23 protein-coding genes are annotated in these 24,901 nt (G+C 53.0%); 9 read left to right on the top strand and 14 right to left on the bottom strand.

Going from position 1 to position 24,901, the window contains the following annotated elements; all coding sequences use genetic code 11:
* Positions 1 to 80: 80 nt before the first annotated feature.
* Both OGV52_RS11830 and OGV52_RS11825 read right to left on the bottom strand, forming a co-directional pair.
* The gene (locus OGV52_RS11830; protein ID WP_200013958.1) at positions 81 to 2,144 is read right to left on the bottom strand and encodes a glycoside hydrolase family 36 protein; all 2,064 of its coding nucleotides are present in this window, start codon (positions 2,142 to 2,144) and stop codon (positions 81 to 83) included.
* A 17-nt stretch (positions 2,145 to 2,161) separates the two neighbouring features.
* Positions 2,162 to 3,565, bottom strand: coding sequence for a sugar porter family MFS transporter (locus tag OGV52_RS11825; protein ID WP_103766823.1), 1,404 nt, complete (start codon positions 3,563 to 3,565; stop codon positions 2,162 to 2,164).
* A gap of 238 nt (positions 3,566 to 3,803) precedes the next feature.
* Between OGV52_RS11825 and OGV52_RS11820 the strand changes: the two genes are divergently transcribed.
* Complete coding sequence (locus OGV52_RS11820; protein ID WP_131380640.1) at positions 3,804 to 4,799, top strand: LacI family DNA-binding transcriptional regulator; 996 nt, start codon at positions 3,804 to 3,806, stop codon at positions 4,797 to 4,799.
* Positions 4,800 to 4,826: 27 nt separating this feature from the next.
* Here the strand turns inward: OGV52_RS11820 and OGV52_RS11815 are convergent, their stop codons facing one another.
* The gene (locus OGV52_RS11815) at positions 4,827 to 5,174 is read right to left on the bottom strand and encodes a YacC family pilotin-like protein (protein WP_003018667.1); all 348 of its coding nucleotides are present in this window, start codon (positions 5,172 to 5,174) and stop codon (positions 4,827 to 4,829) included.
* Between the two features lie 153 nt (positions 5,175 to 5,327).
* Between OGV52_RS11815 and cueO the strand changes: the two genes are divergently transcribed.
* The gene (gene cueO / locus OGV52_RS11810) at positions 5,328 to 6,944 is read left to right on the top strand and encodes a multicopper oxidase CueO (RefSeq protein ID WP_287108552.1); all 1,617 of its coding nucleotides are present in this window, start codon (positions 5,328 to 5,330) and stop codon (positions 6,942 to 6,944) included.
* Between the two features lie 121 nt (positions 6,945 to 7,065).
* Positions 7,066 to 7,587, top strand: a complete 522-nt coding sequence (locus tag OGV52_RS11805) for a hypothetical protein (protein ID WP_016155709.1) — start codon at positions 7,066 to 7,068, stop codon at positions 7,585 to 7,587.
* Between the two features lie 34 nt (positions 7,588 to 7,621).
* On the opposite strand, the gene OGV52_RS11800 is transcribed toward OGV52_RS11805, so the two are convergent.
* Positions 7,622 to 10,012, bottom strand: a complete 2,391-nt coding sequence (locus OGV52_RS11800) for a glucose/quinate/shikimate family membrane-bound PQQ-dependent dehydrogenase (protein WP_047499131.1) — start codon at positions 10,010 to 10,012, stop codon at positions 7,622 to 7,624.
* 203 nt (positions 10,013 to 10,215) lie between these two features.
* Between OGV52_RS11800 and hpt the strand changes: the two genes are divergently transcribed.
* Positions 10,216 to 10,752, top strand: coding sequence for a hypoxanthine phosphoribosyltransferase (hpt, locus tag OGV52_RS11795; protein ID WP_016151732.1), 537 nt, complete (start codon positions 10,216 to 10,218; stop codon positions 10,750 to 10,752).
* 70 nt (positions 10,753 to 10,822) lie between these two features.
* Here the strand turns inward: hpt and can are convergent, their stop codons facing one another.
* Positions 10,823 to 11,512, bottom strand: coding sequence for a carbonate dehydratase (gene can, locus OGV52_RS11790; RefSeq protein WP_016151733.1), 690 nt, complete (start codon positions 11,510 to 11,512; stop codon positions 10,823 to 10,825).
* A gap of 101 nt (positions 11,513 to 11,613) precedes the next feature.
* Here can and OGV52_RS11785 point away from each other — a divergent pair, with 101 nt between their 5' ends.
* The 4 genes from OGV52_RS11785 to OGV52_RS11770 all read left to right on the top strand — a co-directional run bounded on the left by OGV52_RS11785 (position 11,614) and on the right by OGV52_RS11770 (position 15,142).
* Positions 11,614 to 12,540: an ABC transporter ATP-binding protein gene (locus OGV52_RS11785; protein ID WP_046275357.1), complete on the top strand. Its 927-nt coding sequence runs from the start codon at positions 11,614 to 11,616 to the stop codon at positions 12,538 to 12,540.
* The gene (locus OGV52_RS11780) at positions 12,537 to 13,307 is read left to right on the top strand and encodes an ABC transporter permease (protein ID WP_003829467.1); all 771 of its coding nucleotides are present in this window, start codon (positions 12,537 to 12,539) and stop codon (positions 13,305 to 13,307) included. The genes OGV52_RS11785 and OGV52_RS11780 overlap by 4 nt, the downstream gene beginning before the upstream one ends.
* A 103-nt stretch (positions 13,308 to 13,410) precedes the next feature.
* Entirely contained in the window at positions 13,411 to 13,851 is a 441-nt protein-coding gene (locus tag OGV52_RS11775; protein WP_016151735.1) for a PTS sugar transporter subunit IIA, read from the top strand.
* A 61-nt stretch (positions 13,852 to 13,912) separates the two neighbouring features.
* On the top strand, positions 13,913 to 15,142 hold the full coding sequence (locus OGV52_RS11770; protein ID WP_287108550.1) for a polysaccharide deacetylase family protein: 1,230 nt from the start codon (positions 13,913 to 13,915) through the stop codon (positions 15,140 to 15,142).
* A 6-nt stretch (positions 15,143 to 15,148) separates the two neighbouring features.
* Here OGV52_RS11770 and panD read toward each other — a convergent pair whose 3' ends face one another.
* The 9 genes from panD to thpR form a co-directional block, all read right to left on the bottom strand.
* Positions 15,149 to 15,529: an aspartate 1-decarboxylase gene (gene panD / locus OGV52_RS11765; protein ID WP_000621526.1), complete on the bottom strand. Its 381-nt coding sequence runs from the start codon at positions 15,527 to 15,529 to the stop codon at positions 15,149 to 15,151.
* A 95-nt stretch (positions 15,530 to 15,624) separates the two neighbouring features.
* Entirely contained in the window at positions 15,625 to 16,479 is an 855-nt protein-coding gene (gene panC, locus OGV52_RS11760) for a pantoate--beta-alanine ligase (RefSeq protein ID WP_016151737.1), read from the bottom strand.
* A 125-nt stretch (positions 16,480 to 16,604) separates the two neighbouring features.
* Positions 16,605 to 17,396 (bottom strand): 3-methyl-2-oxobutanoate hydroxymethyltransferase, encoded by a 792-nt coding sequence (panB, locus tag OGV52_RS11755; protein WP_047498557.1) that lies wholly within the window; start codon positions 17,394 to 17,396, stop codon positions 16,605 to 16,607.
* 120 nt (positions 17,397 to 17,516) lie between these two features.
* A complete protein-coding gene (folK, locus tag OGV52_RS11750; RefSeq protein ID WP_019078392.1) occupies positions 17,517 to 17,996 on the bottom strand; it encodes a 2-amino-4-hydroxy-6-hydroxymethyldihydropteridine diphosphokinase in 480 nt (159 codons plus the stop codon).
* The gene (gene pcnB, locus OGV52_RS11745) at positions 17,993 to 19,387 is read right to left on the bottom strand and encodes a polynucleotide adenylyltransferase PcnB (RefSeq protein ID WP_203457720.1); all 1,395 of its coding nucleotides are present in this window, start codon (positions 19,385 to 19,387) and stop codon (positions 17,993 to 17,995) included. Before pcnB ends, folK begins: the two co-directional genes overlap by 4 nt.
* Before the next feature lie 71 nt (positions 19,388 to 19,458).
* Positions 19,459 to 20,355: a tRNA glutamyl-Q(34) synthetase GluQRS gene (gene gluQRS, locus OGV52_RS11740; protein WP_287108548.1), complete on the bottom strand. Its 897-nt coding sequence runs from the start codon at positions 20,353 to 20,355 to the stop codon at positions 19,459 to 19,461.
* 70 nt (positions 20,356 to 20,425) lie between these two features.
* Positions 20,426 to 20,881, bottom strand: coding sequence for an RNA polymerase-binding protein DksA (dksA, locus tag OGV52_RS11735; RefSeq protein ID WP_003018625.1), 456 nt, complete (start codon positions 20,879 to 20,881; stop codon positions 20,426 to 20,428).
* A 177-nt stretch (positions 20,882 to 21,058) separates the two neighbouring features.
* On the bottom strand, positions 21,059 to 21,763 hold the full coding sequence (gene sfsA / locus OGV52_RS11730) for a DNA/RNA nuclease SfsA (protein WP_016151742.1): 705 nt from the start codon (positions 21,761 to 21,763) through the stop codon (positions 21,059 to 21,061).
* Positions 21,764 to 21,778: 15 nt separating this feature from the next.
* Positions 21,779 to 22,309 carry an RNA 2',3'-cyclic phosphodiesterase gene (gene thpR, locus OGV52_RS11725; RefSeq protein WP_016155716.1) on the bottom strand — a complete coding sequence of 177 codons (531 nt, stop codon included), beginning with the start codon at positions 22,307 to 22,309 and terminating at the stop codon, positions 21,779 to 21,781.
* A gap of 73 nt (positions 22,310 to 22,382) precedes the next feature.
* Between thpR and hrpB the strand changes: the two genes are divergently transcribed.
* Complete coding sequence (gene hrpB, locus OGV52_RS11720) at positions 22,383 to 24,812, top strand: ATP-dependent helicase HrpB (RefSeq protein WP_287108546.1); 2,430 nt, start codon at positions 22,383 to 22,385, stop codon at positions 24,810 to 24,812.
* Positions 24,813 to 24,901: the final 89 nt, after the last annotated feature.

The following is a 24,901-nucleotide window of genomic DNA, read 5'->3' as shown; positions in this document are numbered from 1 at the left end:
ACGCGGAGCCACTCGGCTCCGCATTACTATCGGGTGAGCGCTGTGCGCACCCGATAGCCGAGCACTTTTTCGCAGGCCCGTTATCGGGTGTATTCACTGGTAAAAGTAAGGTGAAATAACCTTGCGGTCATCTTTTGGTTCAGAAAAACGCAGGCACCAGACGACTGGAGTATAGGCTGGCAGCGCGACTGTTCGGCCTGGGGATACACGCAGGTGATAGTGGCGAGTTGCGCGAGAGGGACGGTCATCGCTCCTTGTTCGCTGTCCATACGCCATACCGCGAGCCACGCCTCATGCTCGTTACGCAGGCCAAAGGCCAACCACGGTGAGGATAATGTGGGCATACCCAACGGCCAGAAAGGCTGTAGATGCGGAATTTTCTCGCGAAACGTTTTATACAGCGCAATCCCTTCCTGAACCAGCGCAAAACGTTCTTCACTCAACTCCGCCAGATGACCACTCTGATGCACCCGCAGCAGCATGCTGTTAACCATATTCATCACCACTTCTTCCCGATCCCCCTCGCGCAGGGGATAAGACCAGATAGCAGCTTGCTCAGGAGTGACCGCTGACGCTGCGGCGGCAGCGATAGCCGCCATGAGCCGATAGTCGGTTTGATCGGTAACGGATTGAATACTGTGCTGTTGCAGCATCGCGTAATCCATCCGTAAACCACCGCTGCCGCAGTTCTCGATCACCAGTTGTGGGTAGCGTTGCATTGTTTTCTGCAGCCAGGCTAGATAGGCACGGTTATGCTGCAACAGGCCGTCGCCGCTGCTGTCGGCCTGGTAGTCAGTACCGCTGCCTGCATTGATGTTGTAATCCATTTTGATATAGCTAACACCGTAATCCTCGACCAGACGCGTGATGATCCGTTCGGCATGTTCTTGTACCAATGGGTGGCGGAAATCGAGCTGATAGCGCTGGTGGTCGATAACCCGTTTGCCATGACGCTGGAAAAAACACTCATCGGGCAGCTTTTGCGCCAGCGGACAAGCTATGCCCATGACCTCAAGTTCTAACCACAGACCTGATTTCATCCCTTTGGCGGCAATATACTCAAGCGGTTCGTGGATCCCGCCAGGGAAACGCGCGGATGAAGGCAGCCATTCACCGACGCCATCCCACCATTCACCGTCCGAGTACCAACCGCAATCAATACAGAAATATTCGCAGCCAGCCTTTGCGGCTGCATCAATCAACGGCAGCAACTTTTCAGTTGTAGGGTCACCTGAGAGGCAGTTCATATAATCATTGAAGATCACTGGTAGCTGCACATTATCCTGTGAAGGGCGCATTATTCGTCGACGATAGCGCGTTATCTCTTGTAGCGCCTCTTGCAGCCCGCCGTGTACCTGGCTTACGGCAACAGGCACGGAGGTAAAGGTTTCACCGGGTAGTAGTTGTTTCCACCAGTGATTTTCGTTTTCCGTTGGCCCGCTAGCCTGCAAATAGAGACGATTACGGAAATCGCCGATCTCCCATTGCCACGAACCGTTATGCTCAATTTGCCAGAGCAGTGTTGTTCCTGCCGCCGTGTCTTCAAATGCCGCCATAGGAAGATAGCCAATACTGGACCAGGTTCCTGTGTTTTCGATAGCGATACGATTAAGGGAGAAGACATTCACCTTATCCAGCCCAAGCTCTGGTGGTGTGGCGCTTTTCCACTGTGCTTCGCCGTACCAGTTATTATGCGGTAGATGCAGGACGCTATTTTTTTGCCAGGGCAGGCTGTCGATGGCGAACAACGTCAGCGAACTGACATACTCCAGGCCGATAGTATCGGCGCTGGCGTTACGGATATCACACCAGACGCGGGCCGCCTGTAGCCCACGAAAATGCTGTAGATGCCAGCGGGCGTGAACCGCTGGACTATGTAGATCTATCTCCAGTTTTTTCCCCTGTGCATTTTCGCTTTCCCGATGGGCGTGATAGCGCAGAGAGGAGCCTGGTTCGCTACCGGTATGCTTACGGGCGTGGTGATCGTTTTGATTATGGCCACTGACATGCACCTGAATAAGAGGGAATGCACCCTGTACATCACTCTTTCCGACAAGTAAAAACTGGCTGATATAAATTTGTTGTTCTTCATTTAACTCGAAGGAAATATGAAAGTTATCTTCTTTAAAGTCTATAAAGCTCATCTTGTCGCACCCTTGTATTATTGTCCGATATTTCGCAGTTTTTTTCCTGCCATCAGGTTTTGCTCAATGCGCTCCAGTGAAATATTTTTTGTTTCAGGCACAAAAAGATAGATGATCACGAGGGCGACAATATTCAGTAGCGCATATAAATAAAATGTATGGGCGCTACCTAAACTATTTAGCAATGACAGGAAGGTTGCACTGACAATCATCCCGGCGATGTGACAGGTAAAAGTGGAGCAGGTGATACCAAATTCTCGGCCTTTCAGCGGTTGAATCTCAGAGCACAATAACCAGATAAGCGGCCCGGCAGACATGGAGAAGCCGACGATAAACAGCAACAGCATGGTAACCGTGATACCTTTCTCCAGCGCTGATAACGCATCACCACCCAGCAACGTCCCTACGATGCTCATAGCGAAACCCATCGTGATAAAACCAGCGTACAGCATTGGTTTTCGTCCCCAGCGATCGACGAAGCCGACGGCAATAAAGGTGGCGAGCGTCATCACGAAGCCCACAATAACCGTGCCCCACATCTGCTCGGCTGTTGAAGTGAAGCCAATTTCATGGAATATACGCGGCGCGTAATACATCATCACATTTACGCCAGAGAACTGCTGCATGATTTGCAAAATAATTCCCAGGCTAACACTGCGACGAAAATTCCTGTTTTCTTTGAATAAATTCCAGCCTTGTTGCTTAACGTTGAGCTGTTCTTTAATTTCGCTAAGCTCATTCTCCACCTCTTCACGGCTATTACGCAGGCGGATTAACACTATCCGAGCCTCCTCTTCACGGCCATGCATCATGAGCCAGCGCGGGCTGCGCGGCAGGAATAGCGCCCCGAACAGAAAGACCAGTGAAGGGATGGCGACAACCAGCAGCATACCGCGCCAGTTGCCGCTGTAGCTAAAGGCGGTATTGGTCAGAAAAACCAGCAAGATGCCTAGCGCAATCATCAATTGATAGGCTGATATCATTGCACCGCGAATGTTTTTTGGCGTTATTTCAGAAAGATAGAGTGGTGTCGCATAAGATGCGACACCCAGACCGACGCCGAGGATCAGCCGTCCGACGATGAGCATCCCTGGGCCAACTGCGCAGGTGCAAATAATCGCTCCTATGCAAAAGGAGGCCGCGGCGATTAATAAAGCGTATTTACGGCCCAGGCGATAGGCCAGAAAACCGCTACACAGAGTTGCGACGGCGGCGCCGACCATCATTGAACTGACCACCCACTCCTGCTGGCTATCCAGCAGTTGATACTCTTTAGCGATCAGCGGTAGAGCGCCGGAAATGACGCCGATATCCAGGCCAAATAACAGCCCTGCGAGCGCAGCCAACAGGCAAATCCAGATGACTTGGGGGCGCGTTTTATGTTTTTTGGCCGCAGTTGGAAGTGTACTATCTAATGTCATGATATAAGTACCTTTGTTTGTATGATTATTTTCAGGGCTTTTTGTTTTAATACTTAATCGATTTCGTATTGTTTTATGCTAGATCTGAAAAATAATGATTTCAATGGTTGTAACTGCATAATTGTGATCGTTGCTACACAATAAAGTCGTGTCGAAATGTTTTTTATTGTCACGTAAAAACTAATCAGTTAAATTGGCAGGAATATCCTTGTTCAGAGCTATTTAGTCCATAATAAATATGAATATAAAAGAGCTAGCGGCGTATCTTAATCTTTCGACAGCGACGGTTTCGAAAGCGCTAAATAATAAAAGTGATATCAGTAACCACACCCGTAAAAAGGTACTGGAAGCGGCGGATAAACTGGGTTACCGGCCAAATGCATCAGCCCGCTATTTGCGTAGTGGTAAAACAGGGGTCGTGGCTCTGCTGCTGCCTGCAGCGGATGATGGCAATATCCATACCGCCTCGTTCTTTATGGCTATCGCCAGGGGGCTGCAGGCTAGTTTAAAAGAGAGTGCCATCGATCCGGTCATCCATATTTCTACCGATCGCGAAAGTGAGCTACAACTGCTGCATAAAATTGTTGAGCAGAACCGTGCTGACGCGATTATCCTGACAGACACTCGTATTGATGATGAACGGATCCTTCTGCTTGATGAACTAAAGTTTCCCTTTGTGACGATGGGGCAAAGCCGCTCGCTGGGCGGGAACTTCAATTGGGTCGATTTTCATCATGAGGAGATGGGGAAACAATGCGTGCGTGCGGCACTGCGTCGCGGAGCGCAACGTATTGCCATTGCGACGCTTGGCCCGGACAGTATGCATGGCCGTCAGTTCTTGACCGGCTGTTTGCAGGCGTTGGCGGTGCAAGGGATTCATTACCATGACGGGTTGGTTTTCTTTGGCAGCGTAGCTGAATCTTCCGGTGAAGAGGCCGCGCGGCAATTTCTACAGCAGCCAGAGCGGCCTGATTTCATTATTTTCATCAACGACTTTTTACTGATGGGGGCGAGTCACTATCTGGCCTCGTTACCCGAGTGCGGACTCAATGAAAAAAACATGCTGTGTGCCACGGCAAGCAGCGATTTTTCTGTGCGAGTGGTGTCGTCGAGTTGTCTCTTTACCGTCGATCACGAAGAGGTTGGGCGGCAACTGGGGCTGGCGATATTGAGAGTCACTAAAGGGGAAAACCAGGCAAAATCAGTGTTGCTGACGTTGCCGGTAAAAGAGTAAGCGAAGCTTGCTGGTTCCGCAGCGCGACTATTTAACGTAAGCCAACAGGCTCAGGGAGTCACGTGCCAGCGCTTTGCATTTCTTGGCCGTTGGGATGCCTATACCGCTGAGGTCGCGGTAGCTGTCTTCACCCAACGCTTTCATATTGAAGGTGTCGTAATTGCTCAGGTCCCACTGGTTTTGCTGGGCAAAAAAGACCAGTGCGCGACGAATCTGCCCATTTGGCAAATTCTGGTATCCACAGTCATTTTTCAGAAAAACAAAAACTGCCGTTAAATCGGCCATATCTTCGGCTTCGGACTCACTAAGCGCGTAACTGTTTGCGCATACGGCCATCAGGCTGCCGAACAAAACGGTTCTGAAAAACGTCTTCATTGCTTCTACCACTGCATCACGGAATTTAAACGTTAGCACACTGCGAGCGAAGCGACGACCTTTATTATTAGCCGTTTACTTGACCTTCCCGTAAGGGGAAGGGTTATGCTTAAAAGATAGCCTGCTTAAGCTGCTGAATATAAGGAAGTGATTATGCAACGTCGTGACTTTTTAAAGTACTCCGTGGCGCTGGGCGTCGCGTCAGCGTTACCTCTGTGGAGCCGGAGCGTATTTGCTGCAGACCGTCCCGCATTACCCATTCCAGACCTGTTAACCGCAGATGCCTCTAACCGTATGCAGCTGATCGTGCAAGCCGGACAGTCGAGTTTTGCCGGTAAAACAGCCACGACCTGGGGATATAACGGCAGTTTGCTCGGGCCGGCAGTCAAGCTGAGCAAAGGGCAATCGGTGACGGTGGATATCCATAACCAGCTTGCCGAAGAGACGACGTTGCACTGGCACGGGCTGGAAATCCCCGGTGAAGTCGACGGTGGCCCGCAGGGTATTATTCCGGCGGGTGGGAAACGTTCTGTGACCTTCACACCGGATCAGCGCGCGGCAACCTGCTGGTTCCACCCGCATCAGCATGGGAAGACCGGTCATCAGGTGGCGATGGGCCTGGCCGGACTGGTGCTGATTGAAGATGAAGAGATTCGCAAGCTGCTGCTGCCTAAGCAGTGGGGCATTGATGATGTGCCGGTGATTATTCAGGATAAACAGTTCTCTGCTGATGGTCAGGTTAACTATCAACTGGACATCATGACCGCTGCCGTCGGCTGGTTTGGCGATACGCTGCTAACCAATGGGGCGATTTATCCTCAGCATGCTGCACCGCGCGGTTGGCTACGCCTGCGTCTGCTAAATGGTTGTAACGCACGCTCACTGAATATCGCGGCCAGCGACAATCGTCCTTTGTACGTTATTGCCAGCGACGGCGGACTGTTGGCGGAGCCAGTAAAAGTAACCGAACTTCCTATGCTGATGGGCGAACGCTTTGAAGTGCTGGTGGATGTGAGCGACGGTAAAGCGTTTGATCTGGTCACTCTGCCTGTGGGTCAGATGGGCATGGCGATTGCGCCATTTGATAAGCCGCATCCGGTGATGCGCGTTCAGCCGCTGCTGATTACCGCTTCCGGCACGTTGCCGGATACGCTGACATCCATGCCGGCGCTGCCATCGCTTGAGGGACTGACGGTGCGCAAACTGCAATTATCGATGGACCCAATGCTCGACATGATGGGCATGCAAATGTTGATGAAGAAGTACGGCGCTCAGGCTATGGCGGGTATGGATCATGGCAAGATGATGGGCCATATGAATAATGACAATATGGGCCACGGGAGCATGAAGCATGGCAATATGAACCACGGTGAGATGGGGATTATGCAGCATGGCGACATGGGCAACATGAAGCATGGAACATTCGATTTCCATAATGCCAACCGGATTAATGGTCAGGCGTTTGATATGAATAAACCGATGTTTGCCGCGGCGAAAGGTCAACACGAACGCTGGGTGATTTCCGGTCAGGGCGACATGATGCTGCATCCGTTCCACATTCACGGCACGCAGTTCCGTATTCTGTCTGAAAATGGCAAAGCACCTGCTGCGCACCGCGCGGGATGGAAAGATACGGTGCGGGTAGAGGGCGGCGTGAGCGAGGTGCTGGTGAAATTTGACCACGACGCGCCAAAGGAACATGCCTATATGGCGCACTGCCATTTGTTAGAGCATGAAGACACCGGGATGATGCTCGGTTTTACCGTATAAACAGCGGCGGATAGCGGTGGCGCTATCCGCTAAATGTTTATTCCAAAAACGGATTATTACTCTATCGTCGAGTAAAAGCATTCATATACTGATGAGGTTAATCACTCATCACGAGGTATTCATGACCCTTTTGCGTAAAGTACTGACGGCATCTTTTATTATGCTTCTGGCGGTTTCGGCACAGGCTGCGATGAAGATGGAACGCCAACAGATTTCAAAACTGAATTTAAGTCTCGAAATTCCGCAGACGCTCACGCCAATGCCGGACGAAATGGCAAAAATCAAATATCCTTCTGAAAACCGTCCTCAGGTGATTTACGGTGACGAACGCGGTAAAGCGTCTCTAGGTATTACCGCCGGGCGCAACGCGTTGCCTGCCGCTCAGTTGGATATGGCAAAGGATGCGACGCTGAAGATGCTTACCAATTTCAAGCCGCAGGCGGAACCTGTCACGGTTGATGGACATAAAGCGTGGCTGATTACTTTCCGTTCTCAAGCGCCGGATACTGAAATTCTCAATATGCTGCTGATTACCTCGCAAAACGAGAAAGCGGTGCAGGTCTCCTTCAATATGACCAAAGATCTGGTGGCTCAGTATCAGGAAGCCGCAAAAGCGTCGTTACTGTCACTGAAGTTTGAATAAAAAAACGCCCGCTGATTAGCGGGCGTTGTCCATTTTACTTCGCGTCGTCCGGCAACGCGTATGCCACGATATAATCGCCCATCTTAGTGCCAAATGAGCCGTGGCCCCCGGCGGATATCACCACATACTGCTTACCGTTAACTTCATACGTCATCGGCGTTGCCTGGCCGCCTGCCGGAAGCCGACCCTGCCACAGTTTTTCACCGTTGCTCATGTTGTATGCGCGCAGATAGTTATCGGCAGTCGCAGCTATAAACAGCACGTTACCCGCGGTGGAGATAGGTCCACCCAGCATCGGCATCCCCATATTGAACGGCACCGGAACCGGCATTGGGAATGGCATGCTGTCCTGTGGCGTACCAATGCGTTTTTTCCACACCACTTGATTGGTTTTCAGATCTACGGCGGAAATGTAGCCCCATGCTGGCTGTTTACACGGCAGGCCAAATGGTGAAAGGAATGGATTAAGCGTTACGCCGAACGGTACGCCGTACTGCGGCTGAATACCGGACTCCGTGCCAGTACCTTTGGCATCTTTCGGCGGCTCCATCGGGTTGCCGGGACCGCGTGGGATCAGCTTAGAAACGAACGGCAGCGCCATCGGGTTGGCAATGGCTACCTGACGGTTGGGATCAACGGAAATACCGCCCCATTCGAACATGCCGAGGTTACCCGGGAATACCAGAGTGCCTTGCTCTGAAGGCGGGGTAAAAATGCCTTCATAGCGTAGCTGGTGGAACATTACGCGGCACACCAACTGGTCAAACATGGTTGCGCCCCACATATCCGCACCACTGAGATCTTTTTGCGGACGGAAACTGAGATCGGAGAACGGCTGGGTTTTGCTGACATAATCACCTTTGGCTGCACCTTGCGGCACCGGTTTTTCCGGGGCAGGCACCACCAGTTCACCATTACGGCGGTCGAGCACAAAGATATTACCGGTTTTTGCCGGGGCATAAATGACCGGAATTTTCTCTCCATTGACGTTGATATCCGCCAGGGTTGGCTGCGCCGGTAAGTCCATATCCCACAGATCGTGGTGAACGGTCTGATAGCTCCAGGCCAATTTCCCGGTCGTGGCATTTAACGCCAGAATGGCGCTGGCGTAACGTTCCTGTTCCGGTGTGCGGTTACCGCCCCAGATATCCGGCGTGGTAACGCCCATGGGCAGATACACCAGATCCAGCTTCGCGTCGTAGGCCGCAGGCGCCCAGGAGTTGGGTGAGTTAAAGGTGAAGGTATGTTCATCTGACGGGATGAAATTAGGATCCTTGGCACCGGGATCAAACGCCCATAGAAGCTTGCCGTTATTGACGTCAAAACCACGTATCACCCCGGATGTTTCGCGGGTTGAGTAGTTATCGGTTACCGACCCGGCAATAACGATAGTTTTATCGGTGATTATCGGGGGAGACGTCGGTTCGTACAGGCCCGGTGAGGTATCCGGCATATTGGTCTGCAGATTCAAAATACCTTTATTGGCGAAGGTTTCGCACAGCTTGCCGGTCTCGGCATTCAAGGCAAACAGTCGACCATCATTGACCGGCAAAAGGATGCGGCGCGGACAGTCGGCCATCACCTCTGCAGAAGCCGTATCCGGTTTGGCTTCATGATAAGAAACGCCGCGACAGGTTACGTGCTGGAAGCTGGTATTGGTATTGAGTTGGGGATCGAAATGCCACTTCTCTTTACCGCTGGCCGCATCCAGGGCGAACAGCCGCTGGTGGGCGGTACACAGATAAAGAGTATCCCCCACTTTTATTGGCGTGACTTCATTGGTGATTTCACCGGGATCGTTGGGTTGTTTTAAATCCCCGGTACGAAATACCCAGGCTTCTTTCAACTGATGAACGTTGTCAGCGTTAATTTGTTTTAACGGTGAGTAGCGTTGACCTTCCTGATTGCGACCGTAAGCCGGCCAATCCTCGTCGGCAACCGCTGAAATTGCATCGGCCTGAGAGGTATCTGCACTCAGCGTGCCGTGAACCTCTTGTGGATCGTTGAAGCCAGCCCAGGTCAGGATACCGCCGCTAATCAGCAGGGCCACCACCAGCGCCGCTACTGCGCCACTGGAAGGGATAATCAGGCGATGCCAGACGAAAGGCAGGATAAGCCAGATACCAAAGAAGACCAGGATGTCGCTACGCGGCGTCAGCGCCCAGAAATCAAAGCCGACTTCCCAGACGCCCCAAATCATGGTGGCGAGAAGCAGGGCGGCATACAGCCAAAGGGCGGATCGGTTACTGCGCCACAGCAGGAGAGCCACACCGAGCATGGCAAGGCCCGCGATCGGGTAATACCAGGAGCCACCGATGGCGACCAGCCAGCCTCCACCAATCAGGAGATATAGTCCACAAAGTGCCGCAAACAGGGCGCTCAGGGTCACGATAAGCCGTTGAGAACGTACGTTGTTATTTGCCATAAAAAATACCATCACAGGTGTTATTTCTTTAATAGCAGTTAATTATAGGAGCTAAAACGCGTGATAAACGTCACATTATGAACTTTATCAACAGATGCCGCGTATGAATGCTTTTGCTGGTATACTGCGTGCCTTGCGCTTAGATGCTGGCTTATTAAAAGTTAGCATTGAGTGATTTGTTTTTAAATCATATGGTTAGAGATATGAAACATACTGTTGAAGTCATGATCCCGGAAGCGGAGATCAAAGCGCGTATTGCTGAACTGGGACGTCAGATTAACGAACGTTACAAGGACAGCGGCAGCGATATGGTGCTGGTTGGTCTGTTACGCGGCTCATTTATGTTTATGGCCGACCTGTGCCGTGAAGTGCATGTCTCCCACGAAGTCGATTTCATGACTGCTTCCAGCTATGGCAGCGGAATGTCCACCACGCGCGATGTTAAAATCCTGAAAGACCTGGATGAAGACATTCGTGGCAAGGACGTGCTGATTGTCGAAGACATCATCGACTCCGGTAACACGTTGTCCAAAGTGCGTGAGATTCTGAGCCTGCGCGAGCCGAAATCCCTGGCTATTTGTACGCTGCTGGACAAACCTACCCGTCGTGAAGTGGATGTTCCGGTTGAGTTTATCGGATTCTCTATCCCAGATGAGTTTGTTGTCGGCTATGGCATTGACTATGCCCAGCGTTATCGCCATTTGCCGTACGTTGGCAAAGTGGTGCTGCTGGACGAGTAATGTCGGGAGCGCCTGATGGCGCTTTGCTTATTCGGCCTGCACGATACTTCCCCGCAGGCCGAAAAGCGACTTAAGCGTCGCTGCCGCTTGTTGGTATCTGCTTGTGATTGGTATGTTTCTGGCTGAGGTTAGACAGCCCCTGGCGATAGCGCTGCTCCAGTGTCTCGCGACTGGTGGCGGTGACGTCCAGATCGCGCAGCAGGCCATCATGAATACCGTAAGCCCAGCCGTGAATGGTAACTTTTTGACCGCGCTTCCAGGCTGAACGCATGATGGTTGAATGGCCCAAGTTGTAGACCTGCTCCATTACATTCAGTTCGCACAGGGTGTCAATGCGACGTTCCTGCGGCATTTCGCCCAGCAGTGAACTGTGTTTAAACCAGATATCGCGAATATGCAGTAACCAGTTATCAATCAGCCCCTGTTCTTTATTTTCAATAGCCGCCTGTACGCCACCACATCCATAGTGGCCGCAAATAATAATATGTTCCACTTCCAGCACATCCACCGCATACTGAACCACTGAGAGACAGTTCAGGTCGGTGTGAATAACCAGATTGGCCACATTACGGTGAACAAATAATTCACCCGGCTCAAGACCGGTTAAACGTTCTGCGGGAACGCGACTGTCGGAACATCCAATCCATAAAAAGCGCGGATTTTGTGCGTGAGTCAGCGTTTCAAAAAATCCGGGATCCTCTTCTACCAGCATCTTTGACCATAGCGCGTTGTTGCTGATGAGTGTATCTATGTCTTTCATGGAGGCTGTAACCAATTGAATTGCGTTGCGCTAATATAGGTTAACTCCTGATTTATTAAAACCAAATATCAAGCATTAGAATGTAAGGTAAGTAAAAAACCATGACCATTGCTCTGGAACTTCAACAACTTAAAAAAACCTATCCCGGTGGCGTTCAGGCGTTACGCGGAATAGATTTGCAAGTCGAAGCGGGGGATTTTTATGCGCTTTTGGGACCGAATGGCGCAGGCAAGTCCACCACCATCGGGATAATCAGCTCGCTGGTGAATAAAACCTCTGGGCGGGTGAGCGTCTTCGGATACGATCTTGAAAAAGATACCGTTAATGCGAAACGCCAGCTTGGTCTGGTACCGCAGGAGTTTAATTTTAACCCGTTTGAAACCGTGCAGCAGATCGTAGTCAACCAGGCGGGTTATTACGGCGTTGAGTATAAAGAGGCGGTCAAACGCAGCGAATTATATTTAAAGCAGCTCGATTTATGGGAAAAACGTAACGAGCGCGCGCGCATGCTCTCCGGCGGGATGAAACGCCGTCTGATGATTGCCCGCGCACTAATGCACGAGCCTAAATTACTCATCCTTGATGAACCGACGGCGGGGGTCGATATTGAGCTGCGTCGTTCAATGTGGGGTTTTTTAAAGGATTTAAACGACAAAGGCACCACGATTATTCTGACCACTCACTATCTCGAAGAAGCGGAAATGCTGTGTCGCAACATCGGCATTATTCAGCACGGCGAGCTGGTGGAAAACACCTCGATGAAGAGCCTGCTCTCTAAGCTGAAATCCGAGACCTTTATTCTCGATCTGGCACCGAAAAGCCCGCTGCCAAAACTGGAGGGCTATCAATACCGGCTGGTGGATACCTCCACGCTGGAAGTGGAAGTACTGCGTGAACAGGGGGTCAACAGCGTGTTCTCACAGCTGAGCGCCCAGGGCATTCAGGTATTGAGTATGCGAAACAAAGCGAACCGACTGGAAGAACTGTTTGTTTCTCTGGTGCATGAAAAACAAGGAGATCGCGCATGATGCAGCTTTATTGGGTTGCGCTGAAAAGCATCTGGGCGAAAGAGATCCACCGCTTTATGCGTATCTGGGTCCAGACTCTGGTTCCTCCCGTCATTACTATGACGCTCTATTTTATAATCTTTGGTAACCTGATCGGCTCGCGAATCGGCGAAATGCATGGTTTTAGCTACATGCAGTTTATCGTGCCAGGGCTGATTATGATGGCGGTAATTACCAACTCGTACGCCAACGTGGCATCGTCATTCTTCAGCGCCAAGTTTCAGCGCAACATTGAAGAGCTACTGGTCGCTCCGGTACCGACGCACGTGATCATCGCCGGTTTTGTTGGCGGCGGCGTGGCGCGTGGCCTGTGCGTAGGGATCCTGGTAACAGCGATTTCGCTGTTCTTTGTGCCGTTCCAGGTGCATTCCTGGGTCTTTGTGGCGCTTACGCTGGTGTTAACGGCGGTGCTGTTTTCGCTGGCCGGTCTGTTGAACGCGGTTTTCGCTAAAACCTTTGACGATATCAGCCTGATCCCAACCTTCGTGCTGACTCCGCTGACCTATCTGGGCGGCGTTTTCTATTCGTTAACGCTGCTGCCGCCGTTCTGGCAGGGACTGTCCCATCTGAACCCGATTGTCTACATGATTAGCGGTTTCCGTTACGGCTTCCTGGGGATCCACGATGTTCCGCTGGTCACCACCTTTGGCGTGTTGGTGGTGTTTATCGCAGCATTTTATTTGCTGTGCTGGTACCTGATTCAGCGCGGACGCGGCCTGCGCAGCTAAGTCTTTCTTCCTCTCCTTGCCCGGGAGAGGAAGACTTTTGATGCTTATCACCATTACGGATTTATCACCCTGATAAACTACTTGCCTGCTAAGGAGGTAGGCAATGCTAGGTTGGGTAATTACCTGTCATGATGATAAGGCACAGGATATGCTGCATCGTCTGGAGAAAAAGTACGGCCCGTTGGTTCAATGCCAGGCGGTGAGTTTTTGGCGTGGGCTTAGCTCGAATATGCTAAGCCGCATGATGTGCCATGCCCTGCATGCTACAGACTCTGGCGAGGGTGTGATATTCCTGACGGATATGGCCGGGGCCGCGCCTTACCGCGTGGCTTCGTTAATGAGCCATAAACATCCCCAGTGTGAAGTGATTTCAGGTATCAGTTATCCATTGCTTGAGCGAATGCTTTCGTCGCGGGAATCGATGAGCAGTTCTGCGTTTCGTGATAGCATCGTTGCGCTTGGCGGGCCCGAAGTCTCTAGCCTCTGGCATCAACAACAGAAAAATCCCCCCTTCGTGTTGAAGCATGATTTGTATGAGTATTAATCATTGGTATTGATGGCGCTTTTGCTACAATAGCCGGGGTTTCTCGCCTCGGTTATCTCATATGGTGATGCGCGTTCTGCTTGTTTTATTGCTCCTGTTTTCTGGCAGCATAGCTGCGGCTTTGCCTGCTCGCTACATGCAAACCACCGAAGCAGCCGCCGTGTGGGCGCAGATTGGCAACAAGATGGTGACGGTAGGAAATATTCGCGCCGGGCAGATCCTCGCCATTGAGCCAATTGCGGCAGACTATTACGAATTTACCTTTGGTTTTGGTACCGGGTTTATTGATAAGGGGCATCTGGAGCCTGTGCAGGGGCGGCAGAAAGTCGATGATGGTCTGGGCGATCTCAATAAACCCCTCAGCAACCAAAGCCTGATCACCTGGAAAGATACGCCGGTTTATAACGCTCCGGATGTTGGTAGCGCCCCGTTTGGCGTGCTGGCGGATAATCTGCGTTATCCGGTTATCAGCAAGCTTAAAGACCGTCTCAACCAAACCTGGTACCAGATCCGTCTTGGCGGCAGACTGGCCTATATCAGCGCTCTGGATGCGCAGGAAGACAACGGTATCCCGGTGTTAACCTATCACCATATTCTGCGCGATGAAGAGAATACCCGTTTTCGCCACACCTCTACGACAACCTCCGTACGCGCCTTCAGCAACCAGATGGCCTGGCTACAGGACCGCGGCTACACCACGTTGACGATGTACCAACTGGAAGGCTATGTTCGCAACAATATGAATCTCCCGGCGCGGGCGGTGGTGCTGACTTTTGATGATGGTCTGAAGTCGGTGAGTCGTTATGCTTACCCGATTCTGAAGCTGCACGGCATGAAGGCAACGGCGTTTATTATCTCCTCACGTATCAAGCGCCACCCGCAGAAGTGGGATCCGAAATCACTGCAGTTTATGAGCATCGCGGAACTGAATGAGATCAGGGACGTGTTTGACTTCCAGTCGCATACCCATTTTTTACATCGGGTTGATGCGAATCACCGGCCAATCCTGCTGAGTCGCAGCTATCACAATATTCTGTTTGATTTCGCCCGTTCGCGTCGGGCGTTGTCTCAGTTTAACCCTCACGTTCTTTATCTTTCGTACCCGTTTGGCGGCTATAACGCCACGGCAGTAAAAGCGGCAGGCGACGCGGGATTCCACATGGCGGTCACCACGGTGAGAGGGAAGGTTAAACCGGGGGATAATCCGTTCTTATTGAAAAGACTTTATATTTTAAGAACGGATTCGCTGGAGACGATGTCGCGGCTGATAAGTAATCAGCCGCAGGGGTAAGGGCTGTCAGGCAACCTGTACCGGAATGGCTTTCGCGGTGCGCTTCATTTCGTTGTCGCCTTCAAAATAGGCCACTTTCGGACGCCAGGTGCGGGCTTCTTCATCAGACATGGTGACGAAGCTGGCGATAATCACAATGTCGCCGACTTCAGCACAGTGTGCCGCTGCGCCGTTCACCGAGATGATTCTGGAGCCGCGTTCAGCCGCAATCGCGTAGGTTGAGAAACGTTTACCGTTGGTCACGTTCCAGATATCAATAGCTTCGTTTTCCAGAATACCAGAGGCATCGAGGAAATCCTGGTCGATGGCGCAGGAGCCTTCGTAGTGCAGGTCCGCCTGCGTGACTTTTACGCGGTGGAGCTTGCCTTGCAGCATGGTGCGAATCATAACTTCTATACCCTGTCGTTTACCTTGGCTAAGCAGGCACTACTGGCCTGCTTTGAGAAATTCTCAGGCAGTATTGCCTGATTTTTAACCCCTGTCTACTGGGCTAATGTAACGCTTTGATTATCGATCAGACGTGCCTGACCCAGCCAGGCGGCGGCCAGAATCACCGCGCGTTTACTGGTTTCCGTCAGCTCCAGCAGCGTGTCGGCATCACGAATCTGAATATCGTCGGCACGGAAGCCTTTTTCATTCAGTTCCTGCTCGGCAATGGCAATAATCTCTTCCTGGTCACGATGGCCGGCAAGCAGCTTTTCAGCGATGCCGTTCATCACTTTGTGCAGACCCGGCGCAATTTTTCGCTGCTCTGCGGTCAGATAGCCGTTACGTGAGCTAAGCGCCAGACCGTCTTTGGCGCGAATAATCGGCACGCCAACGATCTCAATGTCATAACCCAGATCCGCCACCATTTTGCGGATCAGTGCGAGCTGCTGGAAATCTTTCTCGCCAAAGCAGGCGATATCTGGCTGGATCAGGTTGAACAGCTTGCTGACGATAGTGGAAACGCCACGGAAGTGGCCTGGACGGCTGGCGCCTTCCAGCATGGTGGAGAGACCGGGAACTTCAACGAACGTCTGGCCTTCCAGCCCCTGCGGGTAGATTTCCTCAACGGCTGGCGCAAAAACATAATCGACTTTACGCTTGTTCAGCTTTTCACAATCTTCCTGCAGCGTGCGTGGATAACGCACCAGATCGTCCGGTCGGTCAAACTGCATCGGGTTGACGAAAATGCTGACGATCACCACATCAGCCCGCGCTTTTGCCTCATCGACCAGCTTCATATGGCCGTCGTGCAGGTTGCCCATGGTGGGAACCAGAGCGACGCGTTTGCCTTCCTGACGCAGACGACGAATATGCTGGCGCAGCAGCGGCAGGGTTTCAATGATTAACACGACAAGACTCCTTGAGTTGCCTGAGGAACCGTAGGCCGGATAAGGCGTTTACGCCGCCATCCGGCAACATGCAGCGAACCGCCTGATGGCGCTACGCTTTTCAGGCCGATATATGGCCTGAAAAATTAGTGGAAACTGTGTTCTTCGCCCGGATAAACGCCGGACTCCACTTCAGCCATATACTGCCGCACTGCGGCGCGCATGTCGCCTGCTTCATTGAGGAAATTCTTCGCAAATTTCGGGATGTGTCCACCGGTAATACCAAAGGCATCGTGCATGACGAGGATTTGTCCATCGGTGACGTTACCTGCGCCGATGCCGATAACCGGAATCGACAGCGCTTCGGTGACGCGCTTCGCCAGCTCAACCGGCACGCACTCCAGCACCAGCAACTGAGCGCCAGCGGCTTCTAAGGCCAGCGCGTCATCCAGCAATACCTGCCCGGCGTCGCCGCGGCCCTGAATTTTATAGCCGCCGAAAATATTCACCGACTGCGGTGTTAATCCCAGATGACCGCAAACCGGTACGGCGCGTTCGGTGAGCATTTTTACCGTATCCACCAGCCAGGCGCCGCCTTCAATTTTGACCATATTAGCGCCCGCCCGCATCACCACCGCGGCGTTTTCAAATGCTTGTTCCGGCGTGGCGTAAGCCATAAATGGCAGGTCGGAGAGCAGCAGACAGTTGGGAGCGCCACGACGTACGGCACGAGTGTGGTAAGCAATATCTTCAACGGTGACCGGTAGGGTGGAGTCATGCCCCTGAATCGTCATGCCCAGCGAGTCGCCAACCAGCATCACTTTGATGCCTTCGTCGGCAAATAACTTAGCGAAGCTGTAGTCGTAGGCTGTAATGGTCGCGAAGCGTTTTTTCTCTTGCTTGCATTTCTGCAGCAGTGAAATGGTGGTGGGTTTCATAACATTTCCTGATGATGAAAGTCATATTTATCGGCATTCTAACAGTCACATTCAGGGGGGCAATTGTTTTAAGCAACCGTTTGGCACTAAAGTAGTAAACGCTGAAGGGGAGAGGATACTTTACCAGTGTGCAGGTTTTGCGGCACCAAGATGGGTGAGGTGCTGATGCAGGCTGATACCCTCCGGGAAGATAAGATCAGGTGCGATTTCAGCGAGCGGCCACAGCATAAAACCACGGTTTTTCATGTCGTAGTGCGGCACGGTCAGACGTTCGGTGTTAATCACTTCATCGCCAAACAGCATAATATCGAGGTCCAGAGTGCGCGGCCCCCAGCGTTCGGCTTTACGTACGCGTCCCTGTTGCAGCTCAATGCGTTGGGTATGATTAAGCAATTCTTCGGGAGCGAGAGTGGTTTCCAGCGCCACGGCAGCGTTCAGGTAATCTGGCTGATCCTGTGGGCCTAATGGCGGTGTGCGGTAAAAGGAGGAAACAGCGACGATACGGCTGTCGGGAATGTCGCCAATCGCTTTTACGGCAGCATTAACCTGCTCCAGAGGAGAGGCCAGATTACTGCCGAGAGCGATATAGGCGATGGTCACGCGGAACCTTCACGGCGCGGGGCGCGTTTACGCGGGCGACGATGACGACGGCGCTCCGGTTCTTCGTCGAGTTCGTTGAGCATGCCTTTTTGTTCCGGCGGTGCTGAAACCTGGAATTCTCCCCACCACTGCGCCAGACGCTGCAGCTCAGCGTTGTTTTCCACTTCGGCACGCAGGGCCAGCAGATCGTAAGCGGCGCGGAACTTCGGATGCTCCATCAGCTTCCAGGCGCGTTTGCCCTGGCGACGAGACATGCGTAGCTGCAACTGCCAGATATCACGGGTCAGCGAGGTCAGACGTTTCGGGATCGCCAGCGAGCGGCAGGCTTCATCCAGTACGTCGTTCATCGCCAGTGCGAAGGCATCGTAGTAAGCCAGACCGCTTTCCTGGGCAATTTTCTGCGCAGCTTCCAGTAACGGATACCAGAACATGGCGGCGAACAAGAACGCCGGGTTAACGCGCATATCATTGTGGATGCGGTTATCGGTATTCTTCAGCACCTGAGCGATGATGCGTTCCATTGGGCTGTCACCGTCTTCGGTGAAATAGCGCGTAATGGTGGGGAACAGCGGCTGGAACAGGCTGTACTCACGCAGTTTTTTATAGGTTTCATACCCATAGCCCGCCTGTAACAGTTTGAGTGCTTCTTCAAACAGGCGTGCGGGGGGAATATCGTTAAGCAGTGTTGCCAGACGCGGGATTGGCTCAGCGGTTTCCGGGCTGATACGCATGTCGAGCTTGGCGGCAAAGCGCACGGCCCGCAGCATACGTACAGGGTCTTCGCGGTAGCGCGTTTCCGGATTACCGATCAGGCGAACGATGCCCTCTTCGAGATCCTGCATGCCACCAACGTAATCACGCACGGTGAAATCGGCCACGCTGTAATACAGGCTGTTAATTGTGAAGTCGCGACGCTGGGCATCTTCTTCGATGGAGCCGAAGATGTTGTCGCGCAGCAGCATACCGTTTTGTCCGCGCTGTGAGGTTGTGCGATCGGACTCGCTGCCTTCATGATGACCACGGAAAGTTGCCACTTCGATAATTTCCGGGCCAAACATGACATGGGCCAGACGGAAACGGCGACCAACCAGACGACAGTTACGAAACAGTTTTCGCACCTGATCTGGCGTGGCGTTAGTCGTGACATCAAAATCTTTCGGCTTTTTGCCCAGCAAAAGATCGCGTACGCCTCCGCCAACCAGCCATGCCTCGTATCCGGCCTTATTGAGCCTGTACATTACCTTCAGGGCATTTTCACTGATATCTTTGCGGGAGATAGAGTGCTGCTCACGCGGGATTACCGTCATGTGTGGACGGGCAACGGCGAGCTCGGCCTCGCGCTCCTCGCGGCTTAGCACCTTGCGGCAAAAATTAGCGACTCGGGTAAAAATAGTGCACCTCGGTAGTGTCAAACTTCAATCAGAACAAGTGTTGCTGTGTAAAAATAGCGGCTAATCATAGCTCAGCATGATGCATTTGAGAATGGCGGATTTACGATCGCCGATTCTGACACCGCTGTCAGACTCCAGTTTTCAATGGCAAACGTGAGAATCTGATCCACGCGCATCTCCTGCCACGGGATATCGGAGTGCTGGCCGAGAAAGCGCAGCGCAGCAACAATCACCGGGCGTGGATCGCCTTGCGGCAGTGCAGGTGCATGATTTTGTTTTGAAAGTTTAGCGCCTTGTTCGTTGAGCGCCAGCGGCAGATGAATATAGTCCGGCGCTTGCCAGCCGAACTGTTGATACAACGAAATTTGCCGTACCGTCGGTTCGATAAGATCGGCACCGCGCACAATTTCCGTCACGCCCTGGAAGTGGTCGTCCACCACCACCGCGAGGTTATAGGCAAACAGCCCGTCGCGACGGTGAATAATAAAATCTTCCCTTGCAAGCCGCGGATCAGCCTGAATCACACCGCGCAGTTGGTCCGTAAACTGCATCACCGGATGGCGTTGCTTAATGCGGACCGCCGCCTGTTCAGGCCCGTGGCGTAGCTCACGGCAATGACCGTCGTAAATACCGCCGACGCTTTGAATACGCGCGCGCGTACAGGTGCAGTAATAGCTCAGATCCTGCTGATGCAGCCAGGCCAGCGCCTCGCGGTAGGCGTCATGACGCTGGGATTGCCATAAAATATCGCCATCCCAGTGCAGCCCGTAATGTTCCAGCTGACGCAGAATCGTGTCTGCAGCACCGGGAACTTCACGAGGGGGGTCAATATCTTCAATGCGTACCCGCCAGATTCCGCGACGAGCACGGGCCTGCAGGTAACTCCCGAGGGCGGCAATCAGTGAACCAAAATGGAGTTCGCCAGAGGGGGAAGGGGCGAAGCGGCCAATATAATGTGAATCGCTCATTTTGCGGGCTAACAAATAATAAGGCGGGAGAAGCTCCCGCCTGAAGTAAACGTGGTAAAAATGACCGGAATTAACCTGCCATTTGTTTTTCGCGGATTTCTGCCAGCGTTTTACAGTCGATGCACAGATCGGCTGTCGGACGCGCTTCCAGACGGCGAATACCAATTTCTACGCCGCATGATTCGCAGTAGCCGAAATCTTCGTCTTCTACTTTCTTCAGCGTCTTCTCGATCTTTTTGATCAGTTTGCGCTCACGATCACGGTTACGCAGCTCAAGGCTGAATTCTTCTTCCTGTGCGGCGCGGTCCACCGGATCAGGGAAGTTAGCCGCTTCGTCTTGCATATGAGATACGGTGCGATCAACTTCATCCCTAAGTTGATTACGCCATGCCTCAAGAATACGCCTGAAGTGCGACAGCTGGGCTTCGTTCATATACTCTTCGCCCGGTTTCTCCTGGTACGGCTCCACCCCAGCGATGGCGAGAATACTCAGGGACGATGTTTTACGGTTTTGCCCTTCTTGCATGTTGCTTCTCCTTAACACGCACTATCGATCCCCATGTTCGGGGGAAAAATCAGGTCGCTATAAATAGCAGATGCTTTTCCGGATAGCAATTATCTAAACGTAACACTTGACAACCCTGTGAGGAAAAGCGTATTTGCCCACGCGCCCAGAATACTAATTAACCGAATGTTTACACCATTACAAGGTAATGGGCAACGGCTCTTTAAGAGTCATACCATGGGCAGAAAGTTCCGCTTTATAAACCAGAATTTCTACCCCCTTAAGCTGTGCTTCAACTAATAATTGCGCATATTTTGCATCGATATGGCGCGCGGGTGAAAACCGTGTAATGGCTGAATGCAACACCGCGAAAAATATCACCGCGCGCTTGCCTTCGGCCGCTACGCTCATCAATTCCCGAAGATGTTTCTGACCTCGTTCAGTGATGGCATCGGGAAAATAACCCTGATCTTTTTCCGCCAACGTGACTGATTTCACTTCAATATAGCAGTCAGGTCGGGAATCCGCCTGTAACAAAAAGTCGATGCGGCTCCCTTCGGCGCCGTATTTTACTTCACTTTTCAAGGTGCTGTAGTCTGAAACTTCCGAAATTAACGAACGCTGAATAGCCTCTTTCGTTAATCTATTGGCCCACAGCGTGTTAACACAAATAAGTGCACCGGATTGGGTTTGCGTTAATTCCCAGGTATGTGGATATTTTCGTTTAGTATTTTCTGATGTCGAATACCAGACTGTATCTCCCGGCGTTGCGCAGCCGGTCATGGCTCCCGTATTGGGGCAGTGTAGCGTTAACGTTGTGCCATCCGGTGTGATCACATCCGCTAAAAAACGCTTATAGCGCTGAATGAGCGTTGCAGGTTGTAAAGGTGGAGAAAATTGCATGAACAGTTCCTTTGATTATTCAGTCAGCGTCCAGCGTTGCAACTGCGTGTAACGCGTGCGTCCTCGCATGAATGAGGAGGAATAAAGCCCAAACTCCGTTACCGGAAACGACCAGCCAAACCCTGGCGGAGGGATAGATACCGCGTGACCGGCGTCACGCAGCAGCGTGATATGCGGGTGAAAAGGCTGCGGGCTCTGGTGGCACCCACTGCGTGCGGCTTGTGCCCGCAACATGTTCGCCAACTGCAGCAGCCCGCGCGGCGGCTGACGCATTCCCAACCACACGACTCGCGAGCGCAGCCATTGCCCGGCATCGTCGAGTTTGAGCGTAAAACCCGGCTGGCGAATACGCCCTGCAAGCTGCGTTAACGCATGCTGCTTCTCAGCGCTGACGTCGCCCAAAAAGGCGAGCGTCAGATGCAGATTATCGGCGGCGACGGGACGACCCGCTTCAGGGGGGAACTGCGCGGCCCGCCAGTGGATTAACTGCTCCCGAACCTCGCCAGGCAATTCAATCGCAAAGAACAGCCTTTTTGGCTCAGACATGATGGATACTCGGTTATGAATTAACGCGATGCTACAATGCAGCGCGAAGAATGTTAACCCTCTGGAGTCATTTGTGACGTCGTTGCCCGTTGCCGCCGTAGTGCCTGAACTACTTACCGCCCTTGATGCCTCGTCGCAGGTTCTGCTGACGGCGCCGACCGGTGCCGGGAAATCAACCTGGCTGCCGTTGCGACTCCTTGAACATCGCGGTATCAAGGGACGGATTATTTTGCTGGAGCCGCGGCGTCTGGCAGCACGCAATGTGGCGCAGCGGTTGGCGGAATTGCTGAATGAAAAGCCTGGCGAGACCGTGGGGTATCGCATGCGTGCGCAAAGCTGCGTAGGGCCGCAGACCCGCCTTGAGGTGGTGACGGAGGGGGTTCTGACGCGCATGATCCAGCGCGACCCCGAATTGACGGGCGTTGGGCTGGTCATCCTCGACGAATTTCACGAGCGGAGTTTGCAGGCCGACCTGGCGCTGGCGCTGTTGCTGGATGTGCAGCAAGGGCTGCGTGACGATCTGAAACTGTTGATCATGTCTGCCACTTTGGACAACGGGCGTTTGCAGCAGATGTTGCCCGATGCGCCGATGATCGTTTCTGAAGGCCGCGCATTTCCCGTTGAGCGACGATATCAGCCGTTGGCGGCGCATCTGCGTTTTGCTGAAGCGGTAGCGATAGCGACGGCAGAACTCCTGCGCCATGAAAGCGGGTCGCTGCTGCTGTTTTTACCGGGTGTAGGGGAAATCCAGCGCGTGCAGGAGCAACTGGCAACGCGTGTGGGCAGCGATGTGTTGTTGTGCCCACTGTACGGCGCGCTGACGCTTGCCGAACAGCGTCAGGCGATTTTGCCCGCGCCGCAAGGCAAGCGCAAAGTGGTGCTGGCGACCAATATTGCCGAAACCAGCTTAACTATCGAAGGCATCCGATTAGTGGTGGACAGCGCCCAGGAGCGCGTGGCGCGATATGATGCGCGTACCGGTTTAACGCGACTGATTACCCAACGCATAAGCCAGGCCTCGATGACCCAGCGAGCGGGACGCGCGGGCCGTCTGGAACCCGGTATCTGCCTCCATTTGCTTGCCAAAGAGCAGGCGGAAAGAGCGGCGGCACAGGGAGAACCGGAGATTTTACAGAGCGACCTGTCCGGACTGCTGATGGAGTTACTGCAATGGGGATGCACCGACCCTGAGCAACTGAACTGGCTGGATACCCCGCCCGCCATCAACCTGCAAGCGGCAAAATGGCTGCTGCAGATGCTGGGGGCGCTTGAGGGTGACAGGCTCAGCGCCAGGGGGCAGAAAATGGCGACGTTGGGTAACGACCCCCGTTTAGCGGCTATGCTGGTTAGCGCCAACAATGACAATGAAGCGGCAACGGCGGCAAAACTGGCTGCGATTCTGGAAGAGCCGCCGCGCGGTAGCAGTACCGATCTGGCTGTAGCGTTTTCACGAAATCAGCCCGCCTGGCAGCAGCGCAGCCAACAATTACTGAAACGGCTTAACGTTCGCAGCGGACAGCCGGACAGCGCGCTGCTCCCCTCATTACTGGCGCAGGCGTTTGCCGATCGGATCGTGCGTCGGCGCGGGCAGGAAGGGCGCTATCAACTGGCGAATGGCATGGGGGCAATGCTGGATGCCGATGACGCCTCCGGACGCCATGAATGGCTGATTGCGCCGCTGTTACTGCAGGGCAGCGCTTCGCCGGATGCGCGTATTCTGCTGGCTCTGCCGCTGGATATCGAAGCGCTGATACAGGCATGCCCTGAACTGTTACAACAGTCTGACACCATCGAATGGGATGAAACTCAGGGAACGTTAAAAGCATTGCGTCGGTCGCGCATTGGCCAGCTAACGGTAAAAGTACAGGCGCTGGCCAAACCCTCGGAAGAGGAGTTGCACCTGGCGATGTTGAACGGCATTCGCGATAAAGGGCTAAGTGTGCTCAACTGGACGCCGGAAGCCGAGCAGTTTCGCCTGCGTCTGCAATGTGCGGCAAACTGGTTGCCAGAGTATAACTGGCCCGCGGTAGATGAGGATTCTCTGCTGGCGACGCTGGAGAGCTGGCTGCTGCCGCACATGAGCGGTGTGCACTCGTTACGCGCGTTAAAAGCGCTAAATGTGGGTCAGGCGTTGCGCGGTTTGCTGGATTGGTCAATGCTGCAACGTCTGGATAGTGAACTGCCAGCGCATTACACTGTGCCGACGGGAAGCCGGATTGCCATTCGCTATCATGAGGATAACCCTCCGGTATTGGCGGTTCGGATGCAGGAAATGTTTGGTGAAGCGAAGACCCCAACCATCGCCGAGGGGCGCGTGCCGCTGGTGCTGGAACTGCTGTCTCCGGCCCAACGACCGCTGCAGGTAACGAGTGATTTGAGCGCGTTCTGGCAGGGATCGTACCGTGAGGTGCAAAAAGAGATGAAAGGGCGCTATCCCAAACATGTCTGGCCGGATGATCCAGCTAATACCGCGCCAACGCGGCGAACAAAGAAGTATTCGTAATGAAACTGTAGCCCGGATAAAGCGAAGCCGTCATCCGGTATAAACACGGCAGTAAATTGAGAGATTTCTTCTTCTGTTAACTGACGGAA

The organism is Citrobacter sp. Cb041, assembly GCF_030336655.1.
In the GTDB taxonomy this organism is placed as follows: Bacteria; Pseudomonadota; Gammaproteobacteria; order Enterobacterales; family Enterobacteriaceae; genus Citrobacter; species Citrobacter braakii.
This window is presented reverse-complemented; position numbering and strand designations above follow the sequence as displayed.

Excerpts from the sequence above, each read along its gene's own strand:
- OGV52_RS11815 (WP_003018667.1), bottom strand. The coding sequence starts at position 5,174 with ATGAAGACGTTTTTCAGAACCGTTTTGTTCGGCAGCCTGATGGCCGTA.
- gluQRS (WP_287108548.1), bottom strand. The coding sequence starts at position 20,355 with ATGAGCGATTCACATTATATTGGCCGCTTCGCCCCTTCCCCCTCTGGC.
- OGV52_RS11775 (WP_016151735.1), top strand. The coding sequence starts at position 13,411 with ATGCTAGGTTGGGTAATTACCTGTCATGATGATAAGGCACAGGATATG.
- dksA (WP_003018625.1), bottom strand. The coding sequence starts at position 20,881 with ATGCAAGAAGGGCAAAACCGTAAAACATCGTCCCTGAGTATTCTCGCC.
- thpR (WP_016155716.1), bottom strand. The coding sequence starts at position 22,309 with ATGTCTGAGCCAAAAAGGCTGTTCTTTGCGATTGAATTGCCTGGCGAG.
- OGV52_RS11825 (WP_103766823.1), bottom strand. The coding sequence starts at position 3,565 with ATGACATTAGATAGTACACTTCCAACTGCGGCCAAAAAACATAAAACG.
- sfsA (WP_016151742.1), bottom strand. The coding sequence starts at position 21,763 with ATGCAATTTTCTCCACCTTTACAACCTGCAACGCTCATTCAGCGCTAT.
- panD (WP_000621526.1), bottom strand. The coding sequence starts at position 15,529 with ATGATTCGCACCATGCTGCAAGGCAAGCTCCACCGCGTAAAAGTCACG.
- OGV52_RS11770 (WP_287108550.1), top strand. The coding sequence starts at position 13,913 with ATGGTGATGCGCGTTCTGCTTGTTTTATTGCTCCTGTTTTCTGGCAGC.
- OGV52_RS11830 (WP_200013958.1), bottom strand. The coding sequence starts at position 2,144 with ATGAGCTTTATAGACTTTAAAGAAGATAACTTTCATATTTCCTTCGAG.
- hpt (WP_016151732.1), top strand. The coding sequence starts at position 10,216 with ATGAAACATACTGTTGAAGTCATGATCCCGGAAGCGGAGATCAAAGCG.
- can (WP_016151733.1), bottom strand. The coding sequence starts at position 11,512 with ATGAAAGACATAGATACACTCATCAGCAACAACGCGCTATGGTCAAAG.
- OGV52_RS11820 (WP_131380640.1), top strand. The coding sequence starts at position 3,804 with ATGAATATAAAAGAGCTAGCGGCGTATCTTAATCTTTCGACAGCGACG.
- OGV52_RS11780 (WP_003829467.1), top strand. The coding sequence starts at position 12,537 with ATGATGCAGCTTTATTGGGTTGCGCTGAAAAGCATCTGGGCGAAAGAG.
- panB (WP_047498557.1), bottom strand. The coding sequence starts at position 17,396 with ATGAAACCCACCACCATTTCACTGCTGCAGAAATGCAAGCAAGAGAAA.
- OGV52_RS11800 (WP_047499131.1), bottom strand. The coding sequence starts at position 10,012 with ATGGCAAATAACAACGTACGTTCTCAACGGCTTATCGTGACCCTGAGC.
- OGV52_RS11785 (WP_046275357.1), top strand. The coding sequence starts at position 11,614 with ATGACCATTGCTCTGGAACTTCAACAACTTAAAAAAACCTATCCCGGT.
- cueO (WP_287108552.1), top strand. The coding sequence starts at position 5,328 with ATGCAACGTCGTGACTTTTTAAAGTACTCCGTGGCGCTGGGCGTCGCG.
- OGV52_RS11805 (WP_016155709.1), top strand. The coding sequence starts at position 7,066 with ATGACCCTTTTGCGTAAAGTACTGACGGCATCTTTTATTATGCTTCTG.